We start from the raw sequence: 23,465 nt of genomic DNA, 5'->3' as shown, positions 1-23,465 counted from the left end.
ATATGCGAATGCAAAATATTCGCATATGAGTTTCAGGGACGGGCTTCGATGCGGATCTTGCCATCGGCCAGGGCCACGGTGCGTACCGGTATCAGCGCTGGCAGGGCCTTGATCAAGGCGTCCGGATCGTTGATGTCGAGGTTGCCCGACACCTTGAATGCGCCCAGGGCGCCGTCTGCCAATTGCACCGGTTGGCGGCGGTAGAGGTTGAGTTCGTCCACCAGGCCGATCAGCTCGCGGTTGCGAAACGCCAGGCGTCCGTTGCGCCAGTCGGCCACGTCATCGCTGGCCAGGGTCTGGCGTTGCAAGGTGCCCTTGGCCAGGTCATAGATGGCCTGTTGCCGGGCGCCGAGCAGGGTGTTGTCGGCCGGGTTGCCGTCCGGTGTGAACGCCACCTGGCCGTGGGCGACGCTGACCACCAACTGCCGCTGGCCACGTCGCACATCGAAGGCGGTGCCGACCACGCGCACCTTGGCCTCGCCGGCGTGCACCCACAACGGGCGTTCCTTGTCGGGAGCGACCTCCACATACAACTGGCCCTGGTCGAGGTAGATTTCCCGTTGGTGGGCGCTGAAATCGATGCGCAAGCGGGTGTTGGCGTTGACGTACAAGGTGCTGCCATCGGGCAGGTTCAGGGTGCGACTGCCCTTGGCCTGGGCCGCGACCTCCTGGGTGTACGCCGACTGCGGCGTGCCCAGGTTCAGCGCCAGTACCGCGCACACCAGGGCCGCAGCCACGGCCAGCGCCGGGCGCCAGAGCGGCGTCTTGCGCACCGGCAACGGCACTGGGCGGTTGAGTTGCTGGAGCTCGGCAAGGTCGGCCCACAGTTGCTCGAATTCGGCATAGGCCCGCGCATGCAACGGCTGCGCAACCCAGGCTTCGAAGCTGCGACGGGTGTCGCGGTCGGGGTCGTTGCGGTTGCGTGCAAACCAACTGGCGGCCTGGGCATCGATGCTGTCGCTGTCGATGTCACTGTGTGTGCCGGGAAGGCGGGTCATTCGGGCTGCTCCTTGCCGTGTGCTTGTTGAAGGCGCTGCTTGCAGTGCAACAGGGCAGAGGCGATGTGTTTTTCCACCATGCTCAATGAAATCCCCATGCGCTCGGCGATCTGCGCCTGACTCAGGCCTTCGAAGCGGTGCAGCATAAGGGCTTCTCGCCGGCGCGGCGAGAGTTCTGCCAGGACGTCTTTCAACTGTTCCAGTCTCTGCAGGCGTTGGGCGGCGGGCAGTGGCTCGTTGTGTTCATCGGCCAGCGGCTCGCTGTCGCTGCCGATTTCGCCGTGCACGCCATGGCGAACCTGCTGGCGTCGCCAGTGATCGCGCAGCAGGTTGCGTGCCATCTGAAACAGGAAGGCACGGGGTTGTTCGACTTTGGCCTGGTCGCGGTAGTCCAGCCATTGGGTGAACACGTCCTGGGTCATGTCCGCCGCGTCGCTGGCGTTGTCCGTGCGCTTGCGCAGGAAATGCAGGATGTCCGCATAAAACCCGCGAACGGTGTCAGCCGACATAGGGTCGGGCTTGAGACGAGACATGGATACCCTTCTGGACAACGCAAGGACGCGAAAGTCGCGAATGATATCGAGAACTATTATTATTTGTCATTTTTTATCAGGGCTGCCCGTCATGAGGGCATCGAGCCATGGGCAGGCGGCTCGGGGAGGAGCGCTGAACAGCCGGTCAAGCGACCGGCTGGACACAGCGTTTGTCTCAGATCACAAAAAAGCCATGGGTCGCATCACGCCCCAATTGCGCCACCAGTCCGTATTCCCAATCCAGGTAACCCTGCATGGCTTCGCGTGGGTTGTCGGTGCCCTCGTAGGGCCGGCGATAGCGGTCGATGCGTGGCGCGGCCAGATGCTGGCGGCTTTCTTCCACGGGCAGGCCGGCGGCGATCCAGGCCGTGGTGCCGCCCTTGAGCACAAATACCGGACGCCGGGTCAGGGCTTGCAGTTCGGGCACCACAAAGCGCGCCAGCAGGCTGCTGCCGCAGGTCAGGACAAAGCGCTGCGGTGCATCGATGCCGGCCAGGGACTCGGCCAGTTGGCTGCGCAGGGCCCACCAGGCCCCGGGAATGTGGCGCTGCACGTAGTTGGCGCTGGCGGTGAAGTCGAGCACCAGGGTCCCGGGCGTTTCCAGCCACTGGGCCAGGGTCTGCGGGCTGATTTCCTCGGCCACGGGCACGGCGGGCAAGGGGGCCTGCCAGGTTCCGGTTTCACTGAAGTCGGCCGCTTGCAGGCCATCAAGCACCGCCACCTGCCAACCCATTTGCGCCAGCCACGAAGCGCTCATGTTGGCGCGCACGCCGTCGTCATCCACCAGCACCAGCCGCGCGCCGCGCACGCTGGCGACGTGGTCGGTCTCCTGTACCAGCTGGCCGCCAGGGGTGGAGCGGGCGCCGGGTAAATGGCCATCGGCAAACTCCTCCGGGGTGCGTACATCGAACAGGTAGGTGGTGCGCTGGCCGTCGGCTTGCCACTGGTGCAACTGGGTACGGTCGATGCGCGCCACCTCGGCCTGGTCGGCCACGGCCCGTGCCGACTGTTGCGCCAGGGCCTGGTTGCCCGGGGTGGCGGCCTTGAAGCGGCGCTGCTGCCCGTGTTCCAGGCGCTGCCCGGCCAGGGTCCAGCCGATGGTGCCGTTGCGCAGGGCCGCCACCGGGTTGGGGATGCCGCCGTTGACCAGGGATTGGGTGCCGATGATGCTGCGGGTACGCCCTGCGCAATTGACGATGACTTGGGTCTGCGGGTCGGGCGCCAGTTCGCGCACCCGCAGCAGCAATTCGGCACCGGGGACGCTGGTGCTGCCGGGGATGCTCATGGTCTGGTACTCGTCGAAACGCCGTGCATCGAGCACCACCAGGTCGGCCTTGGCGTCGAGCAGGGCCTGGACTTCCTCGGCCGCCAGCGACGGCGTGTGGCGCTGCGCATCCACCAGTTCGCCGAAGGATTTGCTCGGCACATTGACGTCCTTGAACAGCTCGCCGCCCGCCGCGTGCCAGCCGTCGAGGCCGCCCTCGAGCAGCGCCACATCGTGGTAACCCAGGGCTCGCAGGCGTTGCGCGGCCAGCTGCGCCAGCCCTTCACCCTGGTCGTAGACGGTGATCGGCGTGTTGCTGCGCGGGATGCGCGCGTACACCTCCAGCTCCAGTTTCGACAGCGGGATATTGGCCGCGAACAACGGGTGGGCTTCGGCGAAGGGGGCTTCTTCACGGACGTCGAGCAGCGCCAGTTCCTGGCGGTCGAGCAGGGCCTGGCGGATCTGGGCGTGGCTGCGGGTGGGGAAATCGGTCATTGCGGGGGCTCCTTCGACAGGTCCCAGAAGTTTGGCAAAAGGCTGTTGGAGTAGCCGGAGATAAAGGGTTTTTCAGTGCCGTCCAGGCCATACACCGCCCGTTTGACCGCGCCGATATTGGCCCCGTAGACGTGGATGCTGATGGACACCTGGTCGGCATAGGCATTGGCCACCTGATGGATATCGCCGATCTGCGGCGACACCGCTTCCACCTGCCCGGGTTCCAGGCGCAGTGCTTCGCCCGCCGCTTGCAGGCGGCCATCGGCCTGGCGCGCGAAGCCCTGGGAGTACTCGGCACCGCGCAGCATGCCGATCAGCCCCCAGACTCGGTGATCGTGAATCGGCGTGCGCTGCCCCGGGCCCCAGACAAAACTGACGATGGAAAAACGCTGCAGCGCATCGGCATGCAACAGGAACTGCTGGTAGCGCTCGGGGTCCGGCTGGGCGAAGGCCTCGGGCAGCCAATCGTCATGGCTGACCAGCTCGCGCAGCAGGCGTGCGCCGTGGTCCAGGATCTGTGCCTCGGGAGGCTGCTGTTCAAGCAGTTGCGCCAGTTGCTGGACGAACAGCCGCAGGCGTCCCAGGTTGGCCGGGGCGGGTTGGGCGGTTAATGCGTTGTGGGGCATGGGCTCCCTCCGTGGAAGCTGGAAAGTTCGAGGCGAACGACCGCTGTGCGCTAGAAGGTATTATTCTTTTTGGGTATTTTTCCAGTGATTTATTATGCTAAAAAAGAATGAATATAGATGATTTTCAAGGTTCTGCCGGAACCCCAGGGCGCCGTGCCGCGCAACGCCGGCTCATGGCCCGCAAGCGTCGGTTGATTCATCCGCTTATTGCATATCTAAAATTAGGATAAATGCATTTTTTGTATATTAAGTTAGAACCAAAACGAATTTCACGAGGGTTTTTTATGTAGTTAGCATGGGGCTCAACGCGTCGAAAAAGGGAAGTCGAGATGCCCGCGCAAGCCCCCCATTACTCAGTCTTGTCCGCATTCCTGCCAGGTTCCGTGCATCGGCAGCGGTCGCGCAGGAGCCACCCATGAGCCTTTCTACCGTGGCCCAGCGCCCGCCGGCGGGGCCGCAGGTGGCGTTATCCCACGCCGGCCTCGACTCGCCTGAATTCGCCGAACTGCTGCAAAACCTGTCCAGCGAGTTTGCCGCCAGTGCCGCGCACTACGACCGGCACAGCGAGTTTCCCCATGCCAACCTGCAGCGCCTGCATGAACATGGCTTGCTGGCCCTGACCGTGCCGCGCCAGTTGGGCGGCAGCGAGGCCAGCCTGGCCCAGGCACGGCGGGTCATCAGCGCCGTGGCCCGGGGTGAGCCGTCCACTGCCCTGGTGCTGGTGATGCAATACCTGCAACACACCCGCCTGCAACACAACCAGGCCTGGCCCCTGCACCTGCGCCAGCGTGTGGCGCGGGAGGCCGTGGAGTCGGGGGCGCTGATCAATGCCCTGCGGGTCGAGCCAGACCTGGGCACCCCGGCCCGTGGCGGCTTGCCCGGGACCCTGGCACGCCGCGTTGAAGGCGGCTGGCGCATCAGCGGGCGCAAGATTTATTCCACCGGGATCCCCGGCCTGACCTGGCTCTCGGTCTGGGCCCGCAGCGACGACGCCGAGCCGCAAGTGGGCACCTGGCTGGTGCACCGCGAGACCCCGGGGATCAGCGTCGAAGAAACCTGGGATCACCTGGGCATGCGCGCCACCGGCAGCCACGACGTGATTTTCGATGAGGTGTTCGTGCCCCTGGAGCAGGCGGTGGATATCCAGCCGGCCAACGTGCCGCGCCCGTCCGAGCTCGACAGCAATGGGGTGCTGTGGCTGGCAGTGCTGCTGTCGTCGATCTATGACGGGGTGGCCCGCGCCGCGCGCGACTGGCTGGTGACCTGGCTCGCCGAGCGCACACCGGCCAACCTCGGCGCGCCGCTGGCGAGCCTGCCACGTTTTCAGGAGTTGATCGGACGCATCGACGCCCTGCTATTGAACAACCGGGTGCTGCTGGATGCCGCCGCCGAAGGGCGGATCGCCCCGGGTGAGGCGACCCAGATCAAGTACCTGGTCACCAGCAACGCCATCAGCGCCGTCGAACTGGGTATTGAAGCCATTGGCAATCCGGGGCTGGCCCGGGGCAATCCGATCGAGCGCCATTACCGCGACGTGCTCTGCAGCCGGATTCATACCCCGCAGAACGACGCGATCCTCAGCGCCGCCGGGCGTGCCGCGTTTGCCTTGCCCGCCCGGGGAGCCCAGGCATGACCCGTATCGCCAGCCAGCTGGACGCGGCCTTCAATGCCCGCCTGCGGGTGCTGCTGCCGGATGTCGAAGTGCTGGAATTGCCCCGGGGGCTGCCCCAGGCGTTGCCAGCGGATGTGCGGGTCTTGCTGGCAGCGCCCCATGGCGATTTTCGCGATGCCGTGGAGCCGCCAGCGGGCTGGCCCTTCGGCTTGCAGTTTGTGCAACTGGTGACCTCGGGCCTGGATTATTTTCCCCGCTGGCTGTTCGACAGCCTGCCAGTGGCCAGCGCCCGGGGCAGCACCGCCGAGACCATCGCCGAGTTTGCCCTGGCCGCGATTTTCGCAGCAGCCAAGCAATTGCCCCAGGTGTGGATCGAGGCTGCCGAGCACTGGCAGCAACGTCCGCTGGCGGCGGTGGCGGGCAGCACCCTGGGCCTGTTCGGCTTTGGCAGCATCGCCCAGAGCCTGGCACCCAAGGCCCAGGCGCTGGGCATGCAGGTGCTGGCCCTGCGTCAATCGACGCGGCCGTTCGAAGTGCCGGGGGTGCAGGCGGTGGCTGATTTGCAAGAGCTGTTCGCCCGGGCCGATCACCTGGTGCTGGCGGTGCCGCTGACTGCGCAGACGCGGCACATCATCGATGCCCGGGTCCTGGCCTCGGCCAAGCCGGGTTTGCACCTGATCAATATTGCGCGCGGGGCGTTGATCCAGCAGGCGCCGTTGCTGGCGGCCCTGGATTCGGGGGCGGTCGCGCTTGCCAGCCTGGACGTCGCCGACCCTGAGCCGTTGCCGGCCGGGCATGCCTTTTATCGCCATCCGCGGGTACGCCTGTCGCCCCATACCTCAGCCAATTCGCCTCAGGTCTATCTGAATATCGCGCAGCTGCTGGTGCGCAATATCCAGCGTTTTGACCAGGGGCTGGAGCTGGAGAATCGGGTGGAGGTGGGGCGTGGGTATTGAACTGGGCAGTTGCGGATCTTCAGCGGCCAACTGGGCCCGCGCAGCCTGGCGAGGCTCGTCAGCGGCTACGAGGGGCGTGGAATTTTTTGCAGGGGGAGAGCGGGCATGACGGCATATAAGCGCCCGGCGGTGTATGACTTGCCGCGCCAGGGGCACACGGTGTTGCGTTGGGAGCAGCCGCCGCAGCAGGCGACGGTCGAGCTGGAGCGGGTGCAGCGCAAGCAAAGCCTGGCGGCGGCGTTCCGGGTGTTTGCCCGGCACGGTTTCGACATGGGTGGCGCGGGGCATATCACCGTGCGCGACCCGGGGCGGCCGGATCATTTCTGGGTCAACCCGGTGGGGGTGTATTTCGGGCATATGCGGGTGTCGGACCTGCTGCTGGTCAACCCCCTGGGCGAGATTGTCGAAGGCGAGGGCGCGCTGAACCTGGCGGCCTTTGCCATCCATGCGGCGCTGCACGAAGCGCGCCCGGAAGTGGTGGCCGCGGCCCACGCCCATTCGCTGTACGGCAAGGCCTGGTCGAGCCTGGGGCGCCTGCTGGATCCGCTGACCCAGGACGCCTGCGCCTTTTATGAAAAGCACGCGTTGTTCGACCAGTTTTCCGGCGTGGTGCTCGACAGCAGCGAAGGCGCGCGTATTGCCCAGACCCTGGGCCAGCACCCGGCCTTGATCCTGCAAAACCATGGCCTGCTGACCGTGGGCCAGACCGTGGAGGCCGCGGCCTGGCGTTTTATCGCCATGGACAACGCCGCCCAGACCCAGCTGTTGGCCGAGGCTGCCGGTACGCCGCGGCCGATCCCCCCTGACGTGGCGCGCCACACCGCACGCCAGGTCGGCACCGAATTCGGTGGCTGGTTCAGTTTTCAGCCTTATCACGCGCGGATCTTGCGTGATGAGCCGGACTTTCTCGATTAAGGATGTGCCCATGCAGCGTCGTCGTTTTCTCCAACTCTCGGCCCTGGCCGGCCTGGCCAGTGTCGCCGGCGGCATGCCGCGCTTGAGCCTGGCGGCCCCGGACCTCAGTGGCGTGACCCTGAACGTGGCCACCTACAAGGGCGCGGCGCCGACCTTTTTTCCCGAGGCCGGCATCGAAACCCCGCCGTACAAGGTCAAGTACGCCGAATTCACGGGCGGCAACCTGAGCTTCGAGGCACTGGTCAGCGGCACGCTGGATATCTCGCCGATGAGTGAGATCCCGCCAATCTTCGGCATCAAGAACCACGCCCCGGTCAAGTTGATCGCGGTGCTCACCGGCGACGTCAACAACCAGGCGTTCCTGGTGCCCAAGGGGTCGACGGTGCAGTCGGTGGCCGAGCTCAAGGGCAAGCGCATCGGCTATATCCGCTCCACCAGCTCGCACTACTTCCTGCTCAAGGCCCTGAAGGAACAGGGCCTGGGTTTCGACGACATCATCCCCCTGGCCCTGACTCCCCAGGACGGCTTTGCCGCGCTGCAACATGGCGCGCTGGATGCCTGGGTCAGCTTTGGCTATTTCATCCAGCTCGCCGAGTTGCGCGCCGAGGCCCGGGTGCTCAAGACCGGGCAGGGTTATCTGTCCGGCAACTACGTGATTGCGGCGAACCAGGCGAGCATCGCCGACCCGCTCAAGCACGCGGCGATCACCGATTACATCCTGCGCGAGTACCGCGCCTGGCAATGGATTGCCAGCCACCCGGAGGAGTGGGCGAGCAAGAGCGCGAAGATCCTCGGCATGCCGCGTGAAGTATTCCTGGCCCAGTACCGGGCCCAGAGCGGGCCACGGATTTTGCAGCCGGTGGACGACGCGGCGGTCAAATCGCAGCAGGACGTGGCCGACCTGTTTTTCGAAGCCGGCGTCCTGCCCCAGGCGCTGGACGTCTCCGGCCTGTGGGACCGCAGCTTCCGCTGGAGCTGAACCCTCGCCACCGGTAGCCGCGTGCCAATGACCTGTAGCCGCTGCCGTGCCTGCGAGGCTGCGCTGTCCGTCCATAACGCCGCGTATCTGTCCTGCATATTCCGGCGCTTGAGAGGGCCAGCGCAGGCTCGGTAGCGGCTATGGGAGTACGTCTATCCATTCCCCCAAGGCCACGGAGGCCTCGATGTTTGCCCACTCTCTTTTAGTGCTCGCGCTGGCCAGCCCCCTGGCCCTGGCCGCTGAAACCCCGCTGCAACTGCACCAACGCCTGACCGTCCTCGACAGCCACCTCGACACCCCGATGCAACTCGCGCGCCCGGGTTGGGACATCACTCAGCGCCACAGTTTCGCGGCCGATTTGTCCCAGGTCGACCTGCCCCGGATGCGCGAAGGTGGCCTGGACGGCGGCTTTTGGGCGGTCTTCACGCCCCAGGGCCCGCTGACTGCCGAAGGCCGGACCCTGGCCAGCGAGCACGGGCTGGCGGTAATCACGCGGATCCGCGACCTGATCGCCGCGCACCCGGCGGAGTTCGCCCTGGCCCTGCGCGCCGAAGACGTTCCGGCGATCGTCGCCCGTGGGCAGCGGGTGGTGTTTATCAGCATGGAAAACGCCGAGCCCCTGGCCGCCGACCCCCAGCGCTTGCAGACCTACCAGCGGCTGGGCCTGCGCATGCTCGGCCTGGTGCATTCGGCCAATAACGACTTCGCCGACTCGGCCACGGCCCTGCCGCAATGGCGCGGCCTCAGTCCGGCAGGGCGCGAGCTGGTGGCCGAGGCTAACCGCCTGGGGATCCTGCTGGACGTGTCCCATGCTTCGGATCAGGTGTTCGATCAGGTGCTGGCGCTGTCCACGGCGCCGATCATCGCTTCCCACTCCAGCAGTCGGGCGATTACCCCCCACCCGCGCAACCTCGATGACCGACGCCTGCGAGAGCTGGCGGCCAAAGGCGGGGTGGTGCAGGTCAACAGCTTCGGCAGTGACCTGATCCAGCGCCCGCCCAGCCCCGAGCGCGACAAGGCCCTGGGGCCGCTGTACCGCGAGTTTCGCCTGGCGGCAAGCATGAGCCCGGAGCAGGTCGCCGACCTCGCCGCGCGTATCCGCGAGGTCGAGGCGCGCTACCCGCAACCCCAGGCCAGCCTGGACGACTACATGCAGCACCTGCTGCACATCCTGCAAGTGGTAGGCCCCGAGCATGTCGGCATCGGCGCCGACTGGGACGGTGGCGGTGGGGTCGAGGGCCTGGCGGACGTCACCCAACTGCCGCGGATCACCGAGCGCCTGTTGGCGGCGGGGTACGGCGAGCAGGACCTGGTCAATATCTGGGGCGGCAACCTGTTGCGGGTTTTGACGGCGGCCCAGGGCAGGGCTACGCGCTAGGCAAATGCCCGCTGGCGAGGGTGACTCGCGGGTCAGCCCGGCTCTATGCACGCGGCGCACAATCCGCTCGGGTAAATATGAAACAAAGTAATATTTGCATATGCTTAAAATGTATTTCTCTTATTAAAGTGCTCCCCCTAGGATGGCTTCCCATAGACCCAAGTGACTGATCGTAGCGCTGGGCTATAACCGAATGCACTATCCATCCGCCAGGCAGGGAGCCCTTGCATGCCGTTGACCAGAAGACAATTGATCGCCCGAGTGGCCGCCGTCGGTGGCTTGCAGGCCGCCAGTGCGGTGATGGGCATGCTCGGGGTGAGCGACGGGGCGCAGGCTGCTGAAGAGAACTACGCCGCGCTGCCGACGGCCAGTGTCGGCCACGGTGCCAGCGTGGTGGTGATCGGCGCCGGTATCGGAGGCCTGGTCAGCGCCTACGAGTTGAAGAAAGCCGGGTTCAAGGTGACCCTGCTCGAAGCCCGGGAGCGGGTAGGCGGGCGCAACTGGACGGTGCGTCGCGGCGATCGGGTCGAGTACACCGATGGCAGCGTGCAGGTGGCGGATTTCGCCGATGGCTTCTACCTCAATGCCGGCCCCGGGCGCCTGCCCAGCCACCACCAATTGATGCTCGGCTATTGCCGCGAACTGGGGGTGGAGCTGGAAGTGCTGGTCAACACCAGCCGCAACGCCTTGGTGCGGCCGGACCTGAACCAGCCGGCGCTGCAGATTCGCCAGGCGGTCAATGACAGCCGTGGGCACTTCTCCGAGCTGCTGGCCAAGGCGGTCAATCGCAATGCGCTGGATCAGGAACTCAGCCCCGCCGATCGCAGCAATCTGCTGAGTTTTCTCAAGACCTGGGGCGACCTCTCCGACAAGCTCGAATACCTGGGTTCGGCCCGTTCCGGCTATAAGGTCTGGCCCGGTGCCGGTGACCAGTTGGCGCAGAAGAATGACCCGCTGCCGTTGCAGACCCTGCTCAATCCGGCGCTGACCACCGCGCTGATGATCGACGAATACCCCGAATTCTCGCCCACCATGTTCCAGCCGGTGGGTGGCATGGACCGCATCCCCGAAGCCTTTGCCCGACAGTTGCAGGGCCAATTGCGCCTGGGCGCCGAAGTGCTTGGCATCCACAACCAGGCCGAGGGTGTCGAAGTGGCGTATCTGGACAAGCGCAGCGGCCGCCAGCAGAGCCTGCGCGCCGACTACGTGATCAGTTCCCTGCCGCTGCCGTTGCTGGCCAAGGTCGAAAACAACCTCAGCACCCCGGTGCGCCAGGCCATCGCTCAGGTGCAGTTCGGCTACGCAAACAAGGTGGCCTGGCAGTCGCGGCGCTTCTGGGAAAGCGACTACCAGATCTACGGCGGCCTGTCCTTTATCAATCAGGAAGCCTCCGGCCTGTGGTACCCCAGCGGTGGCTTCAACCAGGCCGAAGGGGTGCTGGTGGCGGCTTACAACAATGGCGAAACTGCGCGCAGATTCGGCGAACGAAGCCTGGCCGAGCAGATCGAGATTTCCCGCCAGGCCGTGGAGCTGCTGCACCCCGGCCACAGCCATGAACTGCGCAAGCCCCTGGCGATTGCCTGGAGCAAGATCCCCTACAACCTCGGGCCCTGGATCAACCACGCCGTGGCCGAGCCCGATTACCAGTTGCTGAACCAGGCCCAGGGCCGGGTCTACCTGACCAGCGACGGCCTGGCCCACAGCGGCGTCGGCATCTGGCAGGAAGCCGCTGCCGGCGCCGCGCGGCGCGTAGTGCGCCATTTATTCGAGCGGGCGCAAAGCTCGCCACTCAAGCAAACGGCCTGAAAAAGCCGCGCTTTCATCAAAACAGCAGTCACTGATTTGCCAGGTAGCGGACCTCCGAGGCTGGCATTAAATAACCTTGGAGCGTCTGTCATGCCTTTTAAAAAAGCCTTGTTGGGGTTGGGGATCGTTTTTGCCGCGAGCAGCAGTTGGGCCGCGTCCATCGAGCGTGTGCCGTCGACCTATCCGAATTCGCCGATCCTGCAATCGGTGACCTTGCCCGCCGGCACCGAAGTGACCTACCTCTCCGGCCTGCTGCCGGACCCGGTCGACCCCAAGGCCGGCAAGGAGCAGATCCGCGCCGCCGGCAATACCGAAACCCAGACCCGCGAAGTGCTGCACAAGGTCGAGTCGATCCTGGCCGGCAAGGGCCTGAAGCTGGGCGATGTGGTGCAACTGCGGATCTACCTGGTGGGCGACCCGGCCCTGGGCGGCAAGCTGGATTTCGATGGCCTGCAACGGGCCTTCCGCGAGTTCTTCGGCACTGAAAAACAGCCGCTGAAACCGGCGCGAACCACGGTGCAGGTAGCCGGGCTGGTATTGCCCGGGGCCTTGATCGAAGTCGAAACCGTTGCCGCCAGGTCGCACTAAGCGCCGCTCAAAAGGATCTTCAGCCATGCGTTCCAACTTGCACAAAACCCTCGTCGGCGTGGCGCCGCTCAGCTTTGGCCTGCTCGGCCTGACCTTGCCGCCCAACGTCCTGGCTGCCGATGAAACCCTCGGCACCGTAGTGGTCACCGGGGTTCGCGGCAGCCAGCAGCGCACCGTCACCGACAGCCCGGCGCCGATCGATGTGATCGACAGCGAACAACTGCGCACCATCGGCCAGAACGGCCTCAAGGAAATGCTCGCGCGGCTGCTGCCGTCGTTCAACGTGCCGACCATCAACGGCGGCGGCACGGCGTTCCTGGTGCGCGGCGTCAGCATGCGCGGCCTGGGCGGCGACCAGGTACTGGTGCTGATCAACGGCAAGCGCCGGCACAACTCGGCCCTGATCAACAACGGCGCGCGGGTCGGCAACGCTTCGGTGCCGGTGGACCTGGACCTGATTCCCACCGCCGCCATCGAGCGCATCGAAGTGCTGCGCGACGGCGCGGCGGCGCAATACGGTTCGGACGCGATTGCCGGGGTGATCAACATCATCCTCAAGCGCAATGCCGAGGGCCTGACTTCCGACACCAGCCTGGGCCAGTACTACGACGGCGACGGCACCACCGGCCACGAAGCCTTCAACTGGGGCAACAAGCTGGGGGAGAACGGGGGCTTCTTCAACCTGTCGTGGGACGCCAAGATCCAGGAACCCTACGAGCGCTCCAGCGCCGCCACCGGCCAGCTGTATTTCAACCAGGCCGATGGTTCCCCCGACCCCCGTGAAAGCAATCGCCAGGGCTGGGGCACCGAGTACGGCCTGGGCCGCGACCGCACCACCAGCGTCGCCTACAACGCCGAACTGCCGTTGCAGGACGACCTCAAGCTGTATTCGTTCTCGACCCTGAGCTACCGCAACAGCAACAAGGATCTGGGCCACCGTAAGCCCACCGACATCACCAGCCTGGCCGGTGTGCCGAACGCGCCATACCCCAATGGCGGCCAGGCGCGGCGCGAGATCCACGAGACCGACTTCCAGGTTGCCGGCGGCGCCAAGGGCCTGGCCGGCGGCTGGGACTGGGACCTGTCGAGCACCTACGGCAAGGACCGCGGCGTGCTGGACACCGCCAACAACCTGAACATTTCCAACGGCCCCTACGGCCAGCATGACTTCCACCTCGGCAACCTGGTGTTCGACCAGTGGACCAACAACCTGGACTTCTCCCGGGCCCTGGACATCGGCTGGAGCAGCCCGCTGGAAACCTCCTTCGGCCTGGAATACCGGCGGGAGAAATACGCCCTCGAAAGCGGTGAACCCAACTCCTACAACTACGGCAGCTACGTGCCCAATGTCGGCCCGTTCGCCGGGGTGCGCCCGGACCCGGGGCTGTTCTCGGTCAACGGCACCACCCCGGAGGACGCCTACAGCCTGGAGCGTCACAGCGAAGCGGCCTATGTCGATTTTGGCCTCAACATCACCCCCAACTGGTATGTCGGCGCGGCCGGGCGCTACGAGAAGTACAACCTCGGGGTCGGCGACACCACCAGTGGCAAGCTCACCACCCGTTATGAGTTCATCCCCGGGTATGCGGTGCGGGCGGCGGTGAGCAACGGCTTCCGCGCGCCGTCCCTGGCCCAGAGCGTGTTCTCCACCACCAGCACCGTGACCCAGTTCGGCGCGGGCGGCACCACCACCTCGGTGCGTACCAAGCAGATGCGCCCCAACTCGGCGGAAGCCGTGGCCCTGGGTGCCCGCGACCTGGAGCCGGAAACCTCGCGCAACTACAGCCTGGGCTTTACCGCCGAACCGGCCGAGCGCCTGCGCCTGACCGCCGACTTCTACCTGATCGACATCGACAAGCGGATTCTCCAGACCGGCCTGCTGCAAGGCACCCAGGTCTCGCAGATCCTGGTGGAAAACGGCCTGTCGCCGAACCTGGCCGGGCAGTACTACACCAATGCCGCCGACACCCGGACCAAGGGCGTGGACCTGGTGGCCGACTACAGCCAGTCGTTCGGTGAATACGGCACGGCGAAGTGGAGTGTTGCCTACAACCACAACAAGACCACCATCCGTGATCTGGCCGACACCCCGGCGGCCCTGGCGCGGCTGGGTTCGAACTATGTGCTGTTCGACCGCCAGCAGCAGATCGACCTGACCAAGTCCACGCCCAAGGACAAGTGGATCCTGTCGACCAACTACAAGGTCGGCGACTGGACCACCAACCTGCAATTGACGCGTTTTGGCGAGTACACCGAAGGCTCGAACATTCCGGCCAACGACCGTACCTACAGCGCCAAGTGGATCACCGATATCGATGTGGCCTACGACGTGACCAAGAACCTCACCGTGGCCCTGGGCGCCAACAACCTGTTCGACGAGTACCCGGACAAGATCGGCCTCAAGGCGTGGGCCGGGACCTATGAGTACGGGATGTTTTCGCCGTATGGGCTGGGCGGTGGTTATTACTACAGCCGCGTCAGCCTGGCGTTTTAAGGGGTGGGTATGCAGTGGGGTGTGCGTGCTGCGTTGCGGTGCCTGGCCGGGCCGGCGCAGCCTCGCGGGCTCGGCAGCGGCTACAGGATGCTGTTGCTGATTCTGTGTTTGCTGGGCACCGCAGCCCAGGCCGACAACCGGTTGCGGGTCTCCAGCCAGAAGCAGTCGCTGAAGATTCTGCTGCAGGCCGCCGGCGAGCTGGAGCAGGTGCCGTACCCGATCGAATTCGCCTCCTTTGCCGCCGCGGCACCGACCGCCGAGGCACTGTCGGCGGGGGCGGTGGACATCGGTGCCCTGGGCGATGCGCCCTTTGTGTTTGCGGCGGCGGCCGGGGCGGCGATGAAGACCGTCGGGGTGATCAAACTCAAGGTCACGCCGACCGCGGTGGCAATCGTGGTCAACCAGGATTCGCCCCTGACCGACGCCGCCAGCCTCAAGGGCCGGCGCATCACCACTACCCGCGGTTCCATCGGCCATTTCCTGGCCCTGGCGGCCCTGCGCTCGGTGGGCCTGCATGGCACCGATGCGCAGTTTATTTTCCTCCAGCCCGGCGACTCGCGCAGCGTGCTGGCCAACGGTCAGGCCGATGCCTGGTCGACCTGGGACCCCTACACCAGCATGGTGCAGATGGCCGGTGGAACCCGGGTGCTGATCAGCGGCGAGGGCTTGTTCGCCGGGCATATGTTGCTGGTGGCCAGCGATCAGGCGATCCAGGACAAGGCGCCGCAGATCGACGATTTCCTGCGGCGCCTGGCGCGGGCCTATGTCTGGGCCGACCAGCACCAGGAAGAGTTCTCCCGGATCCAGGCGGTGTACAGCGGTCTGCCGGTGGAAATCCACGAACGTTCCAATCGTTATTCACGACCGCAACGGATCGCCATCGGCCCGGCGGTGATCGAGGACGTCCAGCACACCGCCGATCTGTATCGCGAGGAGGGCATTATCCAGAGCACATTCGATGCACCGGCCTACTTTGATGACCGCTTCAATGAAGTGAAGTAAGAAGATGAAGCCTTCATTAATTAAATTCGGGAGTTTTGCTGTTATGTGCGGCGAATGAAGTTATTTGCTCGTGCGCTCTTAGTGTATTTGAAAGTATGTTGTTGCTCGGCCTGTAAAGGCTGTTGCAGGGCCTTTTGCGCTCTTTTTTCAATACATTTTTAAGTTTGGATAATAGAGGTAAAGGGTATTTCACAACGGACTTTTGGCTGACTAAGGTGGCTTTGCAACAAAATATTACGTTGTTCTCTTCGCACTACTTCCAGGGAATAAGGGAGCTTGCATGTTTACAGTCATTACTGCCGATCAACTTGAAGCACGGCATATCCTCGATGTCGTGGAGAAGCGCTCTTATGGGGTGCAGCTCAAAGGTTTCTGCCCACCGGATACCTTGCAGGTGGCGCGCGATCATCTGTACCAGCACGAGCTGCGCAGCGCCTTCAGCGAACAAAAGGAATTCGTGCGCATCGGCAAGGCCTACATCGAAATCCAGGACGAGCAGAGCCGCGCCGAGTACCACGCCCAGGCGCTGGGCAATATCCGCAAGATCCGCCAGGTGTTCCGCCCGCTGGCCTCACCCATCGACGAGTTGCGCCTGTTGCTGGACGAAGTCTGGCCCCAGGGCGCGCACCTGTTGCAGGTGGACGGGCAGAAATGCTTCGTCGGCATCGCCCGTTTCCAGGGCAGCGGCGTGGACCTGACGCCGCACACCGACAACCTCGAACGCAATGCGCCCGAGGGCCATAGCCAGCCGCTGCTGAGCCAACTGTCGACCAACATTTACCTGGAGATACCTGAAGACGGCGGCGAGCTGGAGATCTGGGGCATCGAGCCCGACGAGGAGGAATACAACCGCCTGCGCGGCGAGCGCGCCTACGGCATCGAACGCCACCTGCTGCCGCCCCCGGATTTTGTGATCAAGCCGGAACCGGGCGACCTGATCCTGCTCAACCCACGGCTGATCCACGCGGTCCGCCCTTCGGCGAGCAGCACCCGGATCACCCTCGGCGTCTTTATCGGTTTTTACGGCGAACACCAGCCTTTGGCCTACTGGAGCTAACCCCATGAGCAACGTGCAGGAAATCAACCTCAAGGCCTACTTCAACAAGGGCGGCGAAGAACATGAGTTCGAAGGCAAGCGTGTGGTGCTGGCGGTCAGCGTCGGCCAGGAATACCACGAGGACCAGAAGCTGCGTTCGACCATTCACCTGATCAATCAGTCCGGCTTCAGCCATGTCAAAGTGGTGGTGGCCGACACCTTGCAGCGCCACAACAAGCACGGCAAATCCCCGGGCGAAGCGCTGTCGGCCTCGATCCGCGACGGCGATGCCTGGCTGGCGCGCAACCAGAGCATCCTCGATGGCCTGCGGGTGCCGTACCAGATCACCCGCTGGAACCAGGAACTGGCCAGCGATCACTACGCCGAACTGCGCCAGCAACTGAACCTGGTCTACCACGAGCGCCACGAACTGCGCGAAGCGATTGAAAGCACCATCGCGGTGTTTACCGATCGCTTGCGTCTACGGGACGAACACGCCGACATCGAGCGCGCGGCGGCCCAGTGCCGCGAATACATCCTCGAGGAAATCCCGATCATCCTGCCGCTGTGGGCGGCCGAGGGGTATGACTACGTGCTGTACCCGCAGCAGATGACCGCCGCCATGGCCACCAGCCGCGACCTGTTGATCGAGCCCCACAGCCCGGACCGGGTGCGCTGGCTGCCGCTCAAGTTCAAGAAACGCGGGATCCCGATCCCCTTCACCTTGCCCGGCGTCATCCACCCCAACTGGTCCAGTGGAGCCATCGCCATCTAGCCCCCCTGCAACCCGCAATCTGTAGCCGCTGCCAAGGTACGAGGCTGCGCTGGCCCTCAGCCCCCGGACGATCTCGGCCCAACCGCCCATCGTCCAGCCCAGGGCCCGCCCGGCCGGCCGCAGCGGCAGCAGATTTCCATGATTTTTCGCTAAGGAGTTTCCATGAGCGTTTTTGCGCAACAGCAACGCAAATGGTGGGCACTGCTCGGAGTGAGCATTGCCAGTTTTCTCGGGTGTGTCGATTTCACCATCGTCAACACCGCGCTGCCGGCACTGCAAACCGACCTCGGCGCCTCGGTCGACAGCCTGCAATGGGTGATCAACGGTTTTATCCTCGCCCTTTCAAGTTTCATGGTGCTGGTGGGGCGCCTGGCTGATCTGCATGGGCGCAAGCGCGTGCTGTTTATCGGCCTGACGGTGTTTGGCCTGGCGTCATTGGCGGCCGGGCTGGCCAGCCGGATCGACGGCCTGATCGTCGCCCGGATCGTCCAGGGCCTGGCCTGCGCGGTGCTCTACACCGCGTCGGGGGCGATTGTCTCCAGCACCTTCGACAGCGCCGAACAGGGCAAGGCGTTTGGCGTGCTGTTCGGGGTCAACGGCGTGGGCCTGGCCATCGGGCCGGTGCTTGGCGGTGTCATCACCAGCGCCTTTGGCTGGCAGTGGATCTTCCTGATCAACGTGCCATTCGTGCTCCTGAGCCTGGCCATTTGCAGCGTCAGCGTCGACGAATCGCGGGCACCCGCCAGCGGGGCACGCCTGGATTGGCTGGGGGCGCTGCTGTTGCTGATCGGCTTGCCGAGCCTGGTGCTGGTGATCGTCCAGGGCGCGGCCTGGGGCTGGGAGTCGTCGACCACCCTGGCGCTGATCGCCATTGCCGTATTGGCCCTGGCGGCCTTTGTGGCGGTGGAGCAACGGGTCGCGGCGCCGATCATCGACCTCAAACTGTTCGCCAACCGGCGCTTTGTCGCCGGGGTCTTGGCCAGCTTTGGCCTGGCGGTGTTCTATTGCGTGGCGTTCTTTGTCATGCCGCTGTACCTGGCGTTGATCCGTGGCGAAAGCGTGCAGGCCAGCGGCTGGCTGCTGCTGCCCACCACCCTCGGCGTGGCCGTGCTCTCGCCCCTGGTGGGACGCCTGGTGGACCGCAAGGGCCCGGCGCTGCTGATCAAGACCGGGTTGCTGTTGTTTGTGTTGTCGGCGCTGTTGCAGGCCGGTTTCGATGGCCAGACCTCGCTGCCGTACCTGTTGGCCGCCTTTGTGATCATGGGCCTGGGCTGGGCGAGCATTCTCGGACCGTCGACGGTACTGGGGATTTCCTCGGTGCCCCAGGAGGTCGGCTCGGTGGCCATGGGCTCGCTGATGACCTTGCACAACGTCGGCGGCGGCCTGGGCCTGGCGTTGGGGGTGGGCCTGTATCACCACTTTTCCGCGACCCCGGTGGACGATGGGCACGCTGCCTTTCTCAACGGTTACCGCGCCGTGATGCTGTTTCTGGCCGGTGTGACCCTGGCGGTGTGGGCGGCGGTGAGTGTGCTGCTGCGCCAGCGTCAACCCCAGGGCCTGGGCGTGGTGGAGGAGGGCGCGAGGGGTGGTTGAGGGCGGGTGGCTAAAGTTTGGCCAGGGTCTTTACTCTCAAGGCACCTTCACTGCCTGATCACCCAAGGAGCACGTTTATGTCCGGATGGTACGAGTTGAGCAAAAGCAGCAATGGCCAGTTCCGTTTTGTCCTGAAGGCGGCCAATGCCGAAACCCTGCTCACCAGCGAGCTGTATACCACCCGCAGCGCTGCCGAAAATGGCATCGCTGCGGTACGCACCAACAGCGCACTGGATGAGCGCTACGAACGCAAGACCACCAAGGACGGTCATCCGTACTTCAACCTCAAGGCCGCCAACCACCAGGTCATCGGCAACGGCGAGGCCTATTCCTCCAGCGCTGCGCTGGAAAAAGGCATCGCCAGCGTCAAGGCCAATGGCCCCGTCGGTCCGATCAAGGACAAGACCGTGCCGGCGCTGTAGGCCGCGTCCTGACAGGCTCGCCGCTCCCAGGGGCGGCGCAGCCTGGCTGTCTTCGAGATAAACCGTCAGCGGTTTGACGACCGAATTATGGCGAAATGCTATCGCTTGCTTTATCCTCCGCGCCCGTCACAGGGAAGTGGGGATGCCTGGTGCCCTGGCTGACGTTATCGATCATCGTCCAAGGGACCTGCGACCTCATGATTCGCCCTCTCGTCTTACTCGCCGCGCTGCTGGCCCTGAGCGGCTGCTACAGCCTGTCTCCCACCAAAATTGCCGACAGCATGAACCCCGACCCGCAGTCGGGCGTGGCTTATGTGGTGGGTGTGGTCGGTATCTGGCCGCAGGCTTTGTACACCGCCAACGAACAGATGCTGCTGATCCGTCCACGGGGTGGCGACGGTTTTGCCACCGCGCGTCTGTACAACCAGTTCTATGCCCGTACCCCACGTGATGTGCGCGAGACTTGGCACGGCATCGGCAGCCTGTTCGTGATGCCGCTCAAGCCCGGGCGCTATGAGATCTACAACCTGCATTTCGATCGCGGCAACGCCACCTCCTGGAGCCGTGAAGACTTCTCCATCCCCCTGGAGCTGGAAGCCGGCAAGGCCTATTACGTCGGTGATTTCCGCGCCGGGTGTCTGTCGGCTGGTGGCGCCAAATGCATCTTCCTGCACAGCGATCATCTGGAGCGCGATGCCGCCCTGGTGCGGGCCAAGTACCCGCAGGTGCCAAGCCTGCAACGGGTCGACCTGGAGAAAATGGAAGAAGCCACGCCGTTGATCGTCAAGGAGCAGGGGCCCAAGGCCTCGATGCTTAAAGCCATGCTGTCGGGAGACCTGTGATGCGCAGTACGTTTTGCTTGTGGGTGCTGCTGATGCTGGGCCTCGGCGGATGCCAGACCACTCACAGCCTCAAGCCGGCCGAGGTCGATTACCGCCAGTCGCTGCCGCCGATCAATGTCAGCGTGATCGGCCCCATTCCCGGTGCGCTGATCCGCAATGAACTGCGGCGCCGTGGCACCTTCGAACAGGTGCTCGATGGCCACAGCGCCGAGGGCTACAACGTGATCGTGGCGGCCAACAGTGATTACTTCGGTTGGCAGAATATCCCCCTGGGCCTGCTCAGCGCCCTGACCCTGTTTATCGTGCCGGCCCCGGCTACTTGGGACAGCCAGGTGGTTTTTCATGTCAGCCGTGGCGACCAGCCGCTGGCCCGATACCTGATCAGCAATCACACCAGCTCCTGGCGCGGCTGGGTCAATCTCGATGGCGGCCAGTACCCGCACGTGCAGCGCATCACCGATGACTTTATCGCGCAGATGCTCAAGGACCCGATCTTCAAGCCGGTGCCGGCGGCGGCGTTGAACAGCCACTGAGCAGTGGCTGGCCATCGCCCAGGCAAAAGCCCGAGCGCAGATGCGCCCGGGTTTTTTTTCGGCCTGGATTCAACCCAGGGTGTTGAGCAACTGCTGCAACTGGTGGCGCCCGGCGTCGTCCAGGGCAAACAGCGGCCGGCGCGGCTCGCCGACGGGCAGCCCGGTCAGCTCCAGGCCGGCCTTGATGGTGGTCGGCAGGCCGCCCTTGAGGATGAAGTCGAGCAACGGCAACTGGCGGTAGAACAGCGCGCGGGCCTGGTTCAGGTCGTTGGCCAGCACCGCCTGGTACAGCGCCAGGTTGAGCTCGGGGATCAGGTTCGGCGCGGCGGTGCACCAGCCGGCGGCACCGGCGGCGAAGGCTTCCAGCGCCAGGGGATTGCAACCGTTGTAGAACGGCACCTGGCCTTCACCGAGCAATTGCAGCTGGTGCATGCGCTGGATGTCGCCGGTGCTCTCCTTGACCATGGTCACGTTTTCCACGGCGTGGAAGATTTTCAGGATCAGCTCCACCGGCAGGTCGGTGCCGCTGGTGGCCGGGTTGTTGTAGAGCATGATCGGCACGCCGATGCTGGCGCCGATGGCCTGGTAGTGGGCGAGAATTTCCGCCGCGCTGAGTTTCCAGTACGACGCCGGTAGCACCATCACCACGTCGGCGCCGTGGCGCTCGGCAAAGCGCGCGCGACGCACGGCCTTGGCGGTGGTCAGGTCGGACACGCTGACGATGGTCGGTACGCGCTTGGCCACGTGGCGGATGCTGAACTCGCTGACCTGGTCCCACTCGGCGTCGCTCAGGTAGGCGCCTTCGCCGGTGCTGCCCAGGGGCGCGATGGCGTGCACGCCGCTGTCGATCAGGCGGTCGATGGAGCGACCCAGGGCGTCCAGGTCCAGTTGTTCGCCGTTGGCGCTGAAGGGGGTGATGGTGTAGCCGATGATGCCGTGAATGCGTGGGGTCGACATGGGGTCGCTCCTTTAATGTCCGGGTGGTTTCAGTTCAGGCAATCGGCGTGCTGCTTGAGGTTCTGCCGAGCGTAATAGTTGAAGGCGGCGGCGTGGCGTTTGGGCCGGGAAATCCAGTCATGGGCTTCGCGCCCCAGTTCCGGAAGGATCGGCTTGATGCGGCCGGCGGCCATGGCCAGCAGCTGCAACTTGGCCGCACGCTCGATCAACTGGGCGATCACACAGGCCTCCTCGATGCTCGCACCGCTGGACAGTTGGCCATGGTGCGAGAGCAGGATGGCGCGCTTGTCGCCCAGGGCCGAGGCGATGATTTCGCCTTCCTCATTGCCCACCGGCACCCCCGGCCAGCCTTCGAGAAACGCGCAATCTTCATACAGCGGGCAGAGGTCCATGTGCGACACCTCGAGCGGCACTTCCAGCATCGACAGCGCGGCGACGTGGGTCGGGTGCGTGTGGATGATGCAGTTCACATCCGGCCGCGCACGGTACACCCAACTGTGGAAACGGTTGGCCGGGTTGGGCATGCCGTGGCCTTCGAGCACCTCCAGGTCTTCGTTGACCAGCAACAGATTGCTGGCGGTGATTTCGTCGAAACCCAGGCCCAATTGCTGGGTGTAGTAGGTCCCGGGTTGCGGGCCGCGGGCGGTAATCTGCCCGGCCAGGCCGGAGTCGTGGCCGTTCTCGAACAGGATGCGGCAGGTCAGGGCCAGCTTTTGCCGGTCGGTCCACGTATTATCCGCCAGGGTGTTTTGCATCTGGGTCAGCGCCTGCTTGACCAGTTGCTCTTTGGGTAGTGCTAATGTCTTGGCCATATCGGTGTCCTTTACTGAGTCTTTTGGACGTCGGATTTGCCAGCCCCCGCTGCTCGCGAGGTCGTTGGGTTAAAGCAAATGACACTAAAGAGGCTATATGACACTTTGTGTCATTGGCAAGCACAAATCGTCGCCTCCTCAATGGATTAACCGCTCTACATGTCTATCCGTTTGAAATTACTCAGAAAAAAACTTGGCGTGACTCTGGAGGCCCTGGCTGAAAAATCCGGGATGACCAAGAGTTACCTGTCCAAGGTCGAGCGCGGGCTGAACACGCCATCGATTGCCGCGGCGCTGAAATTGGCCAAGGCATTGAACGTCAAGGTCGAGGAACTGTTCGCCGAAGACGCCGTCAGCCTCGACAGCTACAGCCTGGTACGCAGCGACCAGCGCCAGTCCCTGGCGGCCGGCGACCAGCCGGGATATGCGGTGCTGGCCCATCAGGTCAGCGAGCGCAGCCTGTTGCCGTTCATCATTTATCCGGCCAGGGAGTTCAGCGACAAGACCTTCAAGGAGCACCTGGGGGAGGAGTTTCTGTTTGTCCACGAAGGCCAGGTCGAAGTCGACTTCATGAACGAACGGGTGCTGCTCAATCGCGGCGACGCCCTGCACTTCAACGCCCAGAAACCCCACCGCATCCGCTCGGTGGGCGAGGTCCAGGCGCAGTTGCTGGTGGTGGTGCATAGCGGGGAGCAGTAGCGACCTGCATGACACACAACGCCGTCGTTGAGCGTTGTAGCCGCTGCCGAGCGTGCGAGGCTGCGCAGGCCATCTGCAACGACCTCCATTTGCCTGACGCCTCACGGCGCCGGTAAGGGCCAGCGTCCGAACGCGGCTCCGAGCCTGCGG

22 protein-coding genes are annotated in these 23,465 nt (G+C 64.5%); 16 read left to right on the top strand and 6 right to left on the bottom strand.

Features of this window, described 5'->3' with window-relative positions; translation table 11 throughout:
- Positions 1 to 32: 32 nt before the first annotated feature.
- The 4 genes from ACOZJV_RS13975 to ACOZJV_RS13960 form a co-directional block, all read right to left on the bottom strand.
- Positions 33 to 998, bottom strand: a complete 966-nt coding sequence (locus ACOZJV_RS13975) for a FecR family protein (RefSeq protein ID WP_078473127.1) — start codon at positions 996 to 998, stop codon at positions 33 to 35.
- Positions 995 to 1,531: an RNA polymerase sigma factor gene (locus tag ACOZJV_RS13970; protein ID WP_078473128.1), complete on the bottom strand. Its 537-nt coding sequence runs from the start codon at positions 1,529 to 1,531 to the stop codon at positions 995 to 997. The genes ACOZJV_RS13975 and ACOZJV_RS13970 overlap by 4 nt, the downstream gene beginning before the upstream one ends.
- Before the next feature lie 175 nt (positions 1,532 to 1,706).
- Positions 1,707 to 3,290 (bottom strand): rhodanese-related sulfurtransferase, encoded by a 1,584-nt coding sequence (locus ACOZJV_RS13965; RefSeq protein WP_421547884.1) that lies wholly within the window; start codon positions 3,288 to 3,290, stop codon positions 1,707 to 1,709.
- Positions 3,287 to 3,916, bottom strand: a complete 630-nt coding sequence (locus ACOZJV_RS13960; RefSeq protein WP_078473130.1) for a cysteine dioxygenase — start codon at positions 3,914 to 3,916, stop codon at positions 3,287 to 3,289. Before ACOZJV_RS13960 ends, ACOZJV_RS13965 begins: the two co-directional genes overlap by 4 nt.
- A 415-nt stretch (positions 3,917 to 4,331) precedes the next feature.
- Between ACOZJV_RS13960 and ACOZJV_RS13955 the strand changes: the two genes are divergently transcribed.
- The 15 genes from ACOZJV_RS13955 (at position 4,332) to ACOZJV_RS13885 (ending at position 20,847) form a co-directional block, all read left to right on the top strand.
- On the top strand, positions 4,332 to 5,549 hold the full coding sequence (locus ACOZJV_RS13955; RefSeq protein ID WP_421547883.1) for an acyl-CoA dehydrogenase family protein: 1,218 nt from the start codon (positions 4,332 to 4,334) through the stop codon (positions 5,547 to 5,549).
- Positions 5,546 to 6,484, top strand: coding sequence for a D-isomer specific 2-hydroxyacid dehydrogenase family protein (locus ACOZJV_RS13950; protein ID WP_421547882.1), 939 nt, complete (start codon positions 5,546 to 5,548; stop codon positions 6,482 to 6,484). The genes ACOZJV_RS13955 and ACOZJV_RS13950 overlap by 4 nt, the downstream gene beginning before the upstream one ends.
- A gap of 105 nt (positions 6,485 to 6,589) precedes the next feature.
- Complete coding sequence (locus ACOZJV_RS13945; protein ID WP_421547881.1) at positions 6,590 to 7,399, top strand: class II aldolase/adducin family protein; 810 nt, start codon at positions 6,590 to 6,592, stop codon at positions 7,397 to 7,399.
- Between the two features lie 10 nt (positions 7,400 to 7,409).
- Positions 7,410 to 8,378 carry an ABC transporter substrate-binding protein gene (locus ACOZJV_RS13940; protein ID WP_020297460.1) on the top strand — a complete coding sequence of 323 codons (969 nt, stop codon included), beginning with the start codon at positions 7,410 to 7,412 and terminating at the stop codon, positions 8,376 to 8,378.
- A gap of 184 nt (positions 8,379 to 8,562) precedes the next feature.
- Complete coding sequence (locus tag ACOZJV_RS13935; RefSeq protein ID WP_078473134.1) at positions 8,563 to 9,756, top strand: dipeptidase; 1,194 nt, start codon at positions 8,563 to 8,565, stop codon at positions 9,754 to 9,756.
- A 228-nt stretch (positions 9,757 to 9,984) separates the two neighbouring features.
- Complete coding sequence (locus tag ACOZJV_RS13930) at positions 9,985 to 11,562, top strand: flavin monoamine oxidase family protein (RefSeq protein WP_078473135.1); 1,578 nt, start codon at positions 9,985 to 9,987, stop codon at positions 11,560 to 11,562.
- 90 nt (positions 11,563 to 11,652) lie between these two features.
- A complete protein-coding gene (locus ACOZJV_RS13925; RefSeq protein WP_078473136.1) occupies positions 11,653 to 12,150 on the top strand; it encodes a RidA family protein in 498 nt (165 codons plus the stop codon).
- A gap of 25 nt (positions 12,151 to 12,175) precedes the next feature.
- Positions 12,176 to 14,644 (top strand): TonB-dependent receptor plug domain-containing protein, encoded by a 2,469-nt coding sequence (locus ACOZJV_RS13920; RefSeq protein ID WP_078473137.1) that lies wholly within the window; start codon positions 12,176 to 12,178, stop codon positions 14,642 to 14,644.
- A gap of 87 nt (positions 14,645 to 14,731) precedes the next feature.
- The gene (locus ACOZJV_RS13915) at positions 14,732 to 15,646 is read left to right on the top strand and encodes an aliphatic sulfonate ABC transporter substrate-binding protein (protein WP_078473251.1); all 915 of its coding nucleotides are present in this window, start codon (positions 14,732 to 14,734) and stop codon (positions 15,644 to 15,646) included.
- 280 nt (positions 15,647 to 15,926) lie between these two features.
- Positions 15,927 to 16,703 carry a 2OG-Fe(II) oxygenase gene (locus tag ACOZJV_RS13910; RefSeq protein ID WP_020297454.1) on the top strand — a complete coding sequence of 259 codons (777 nt, stop codon included), beginning with the start codon at positions 15,927 to 15,929 and terminating at the stop codon, positions 16,701 to 16,703.
- Between the two features lie 4 nt (positions 16,704 to 16,707).
- Entirely contained in the window at positions 16,708 to 17,457 is a 750-nt protein-coding gene (locus ACOZJV_RS13905; RefSeq protein ID WP_020297453.1) for a tRNA-dependent cyclodipeptide synthase, read from the top strand.
- A 162-nt stretch (positions 17,458 to 17,619) separates the two neighbouring features.
- Entirely contained in the window at positions 17,620 to 19,050 is a 1,431-nt protein-coding gene (locus tag ACOZJV_RS13900) for an MFS transporter (RefSeq protein WP_421547880.1), read from the top strand.
- A 77-nt stretch (positions 19,051 to 19,127) separates the two neighbouring features.
- Complete coding sequence (locus tag ACOZJV_RS13895; RefSeq protein ID WP_421547879.1) at positions 19,128 to 19,472, top strand: YegP family protein; 345 nt, start codon at positions 19,128 to 19,130, stop codon at positions 19,470 to 19,472.
- 197 nt (positions 19,473 to 19,669) lie between these two features.
- Entirely contained in the window at positions 19,670 to 20,314 is a 645-nt protein-coding gene (locus ACOZJV_RS13890) for a hypothetical protein (protein ID WP_421547878.1), read from the top strand.
- Positions 20,314 to 20,847, top strand: a complete 534-nt coding sequence (locus ACOZJV_RS13885) for a hypothetical protein (RefSeq protein WP_421547877.1) — start codon at positions 20,314 to 20,316, stop codon at positions 20,845 to 20,847. Before ACOZJV_RS13890 ends, ACOZJV_RS13885 begins: the two co-directional genes overlap by 1 nt.
- A 69-nt stretch (positions 20,848 to 20,916) precedes the next feature.
- On the opposite strand, the gene ACOZJV_RS13880 is transcribed toward ACOZJV_RS13885, so the two are convergent.
- Together ACOZJV_RS13880 and ACOZJV_RS13875 are read right to left on the bottom strand one after the other, a co-directional pair.
- Positions 20,917 to 21,804, bottom strand: coding sequence for a dihydrodipicolinate synthase family protein (locus ACOZJV_RS13880; protein WP_421547876.1), 888 nt, complete (start codon positions 21,802 to 21,804; stop codon positions 20,917 to 20,919).
- 29 nt (positions 21,805 to 21,833) lie between these two features.
- Entirely contained in the window at positions 21,834 to 22,616 is a 783-nt protein-coding gene (locus ACOZJV_RS13875; RefSeq protein WP_421547875.1) for an aldolase, read from the bottom strand.
- 159 nt (positions 22,617 to 22,775) lie between these two features.
- Here ACOZJV_RS13875 and ACOZJV_RS13870 point away from each other — a divergent pair, with 159 nt between their 5' ends.
- Complete coding sequence (locus tag ACOZJV_RS13870) at positions 22,776 to 23,315, top strand: helix-turn-helix domain-containing protein (protein ID WP_020297446.1); 540 nt, start codon at positions 22,776 to 22,778, stop codon at positions 23,313 to 23,315.
- Positions 23,316 to 23,465: the final 150 nt, after the last annotated feature.

This window comes from Pseudomonas sp. QD4 (assembly GCF_049199125.1).
Classification (GTDB): domain Bacteria; phylum Pseudomonadota; class Gammaproteobacteria; order Pseudomonadales; family Pseudomonadaceae; genus Aquipseudomonas.
The sequence above is the reverse complement of the archived record's forward strand: the minus strand, read 5'-3'. Positions and strand labels throughout refer to the sequence as shown.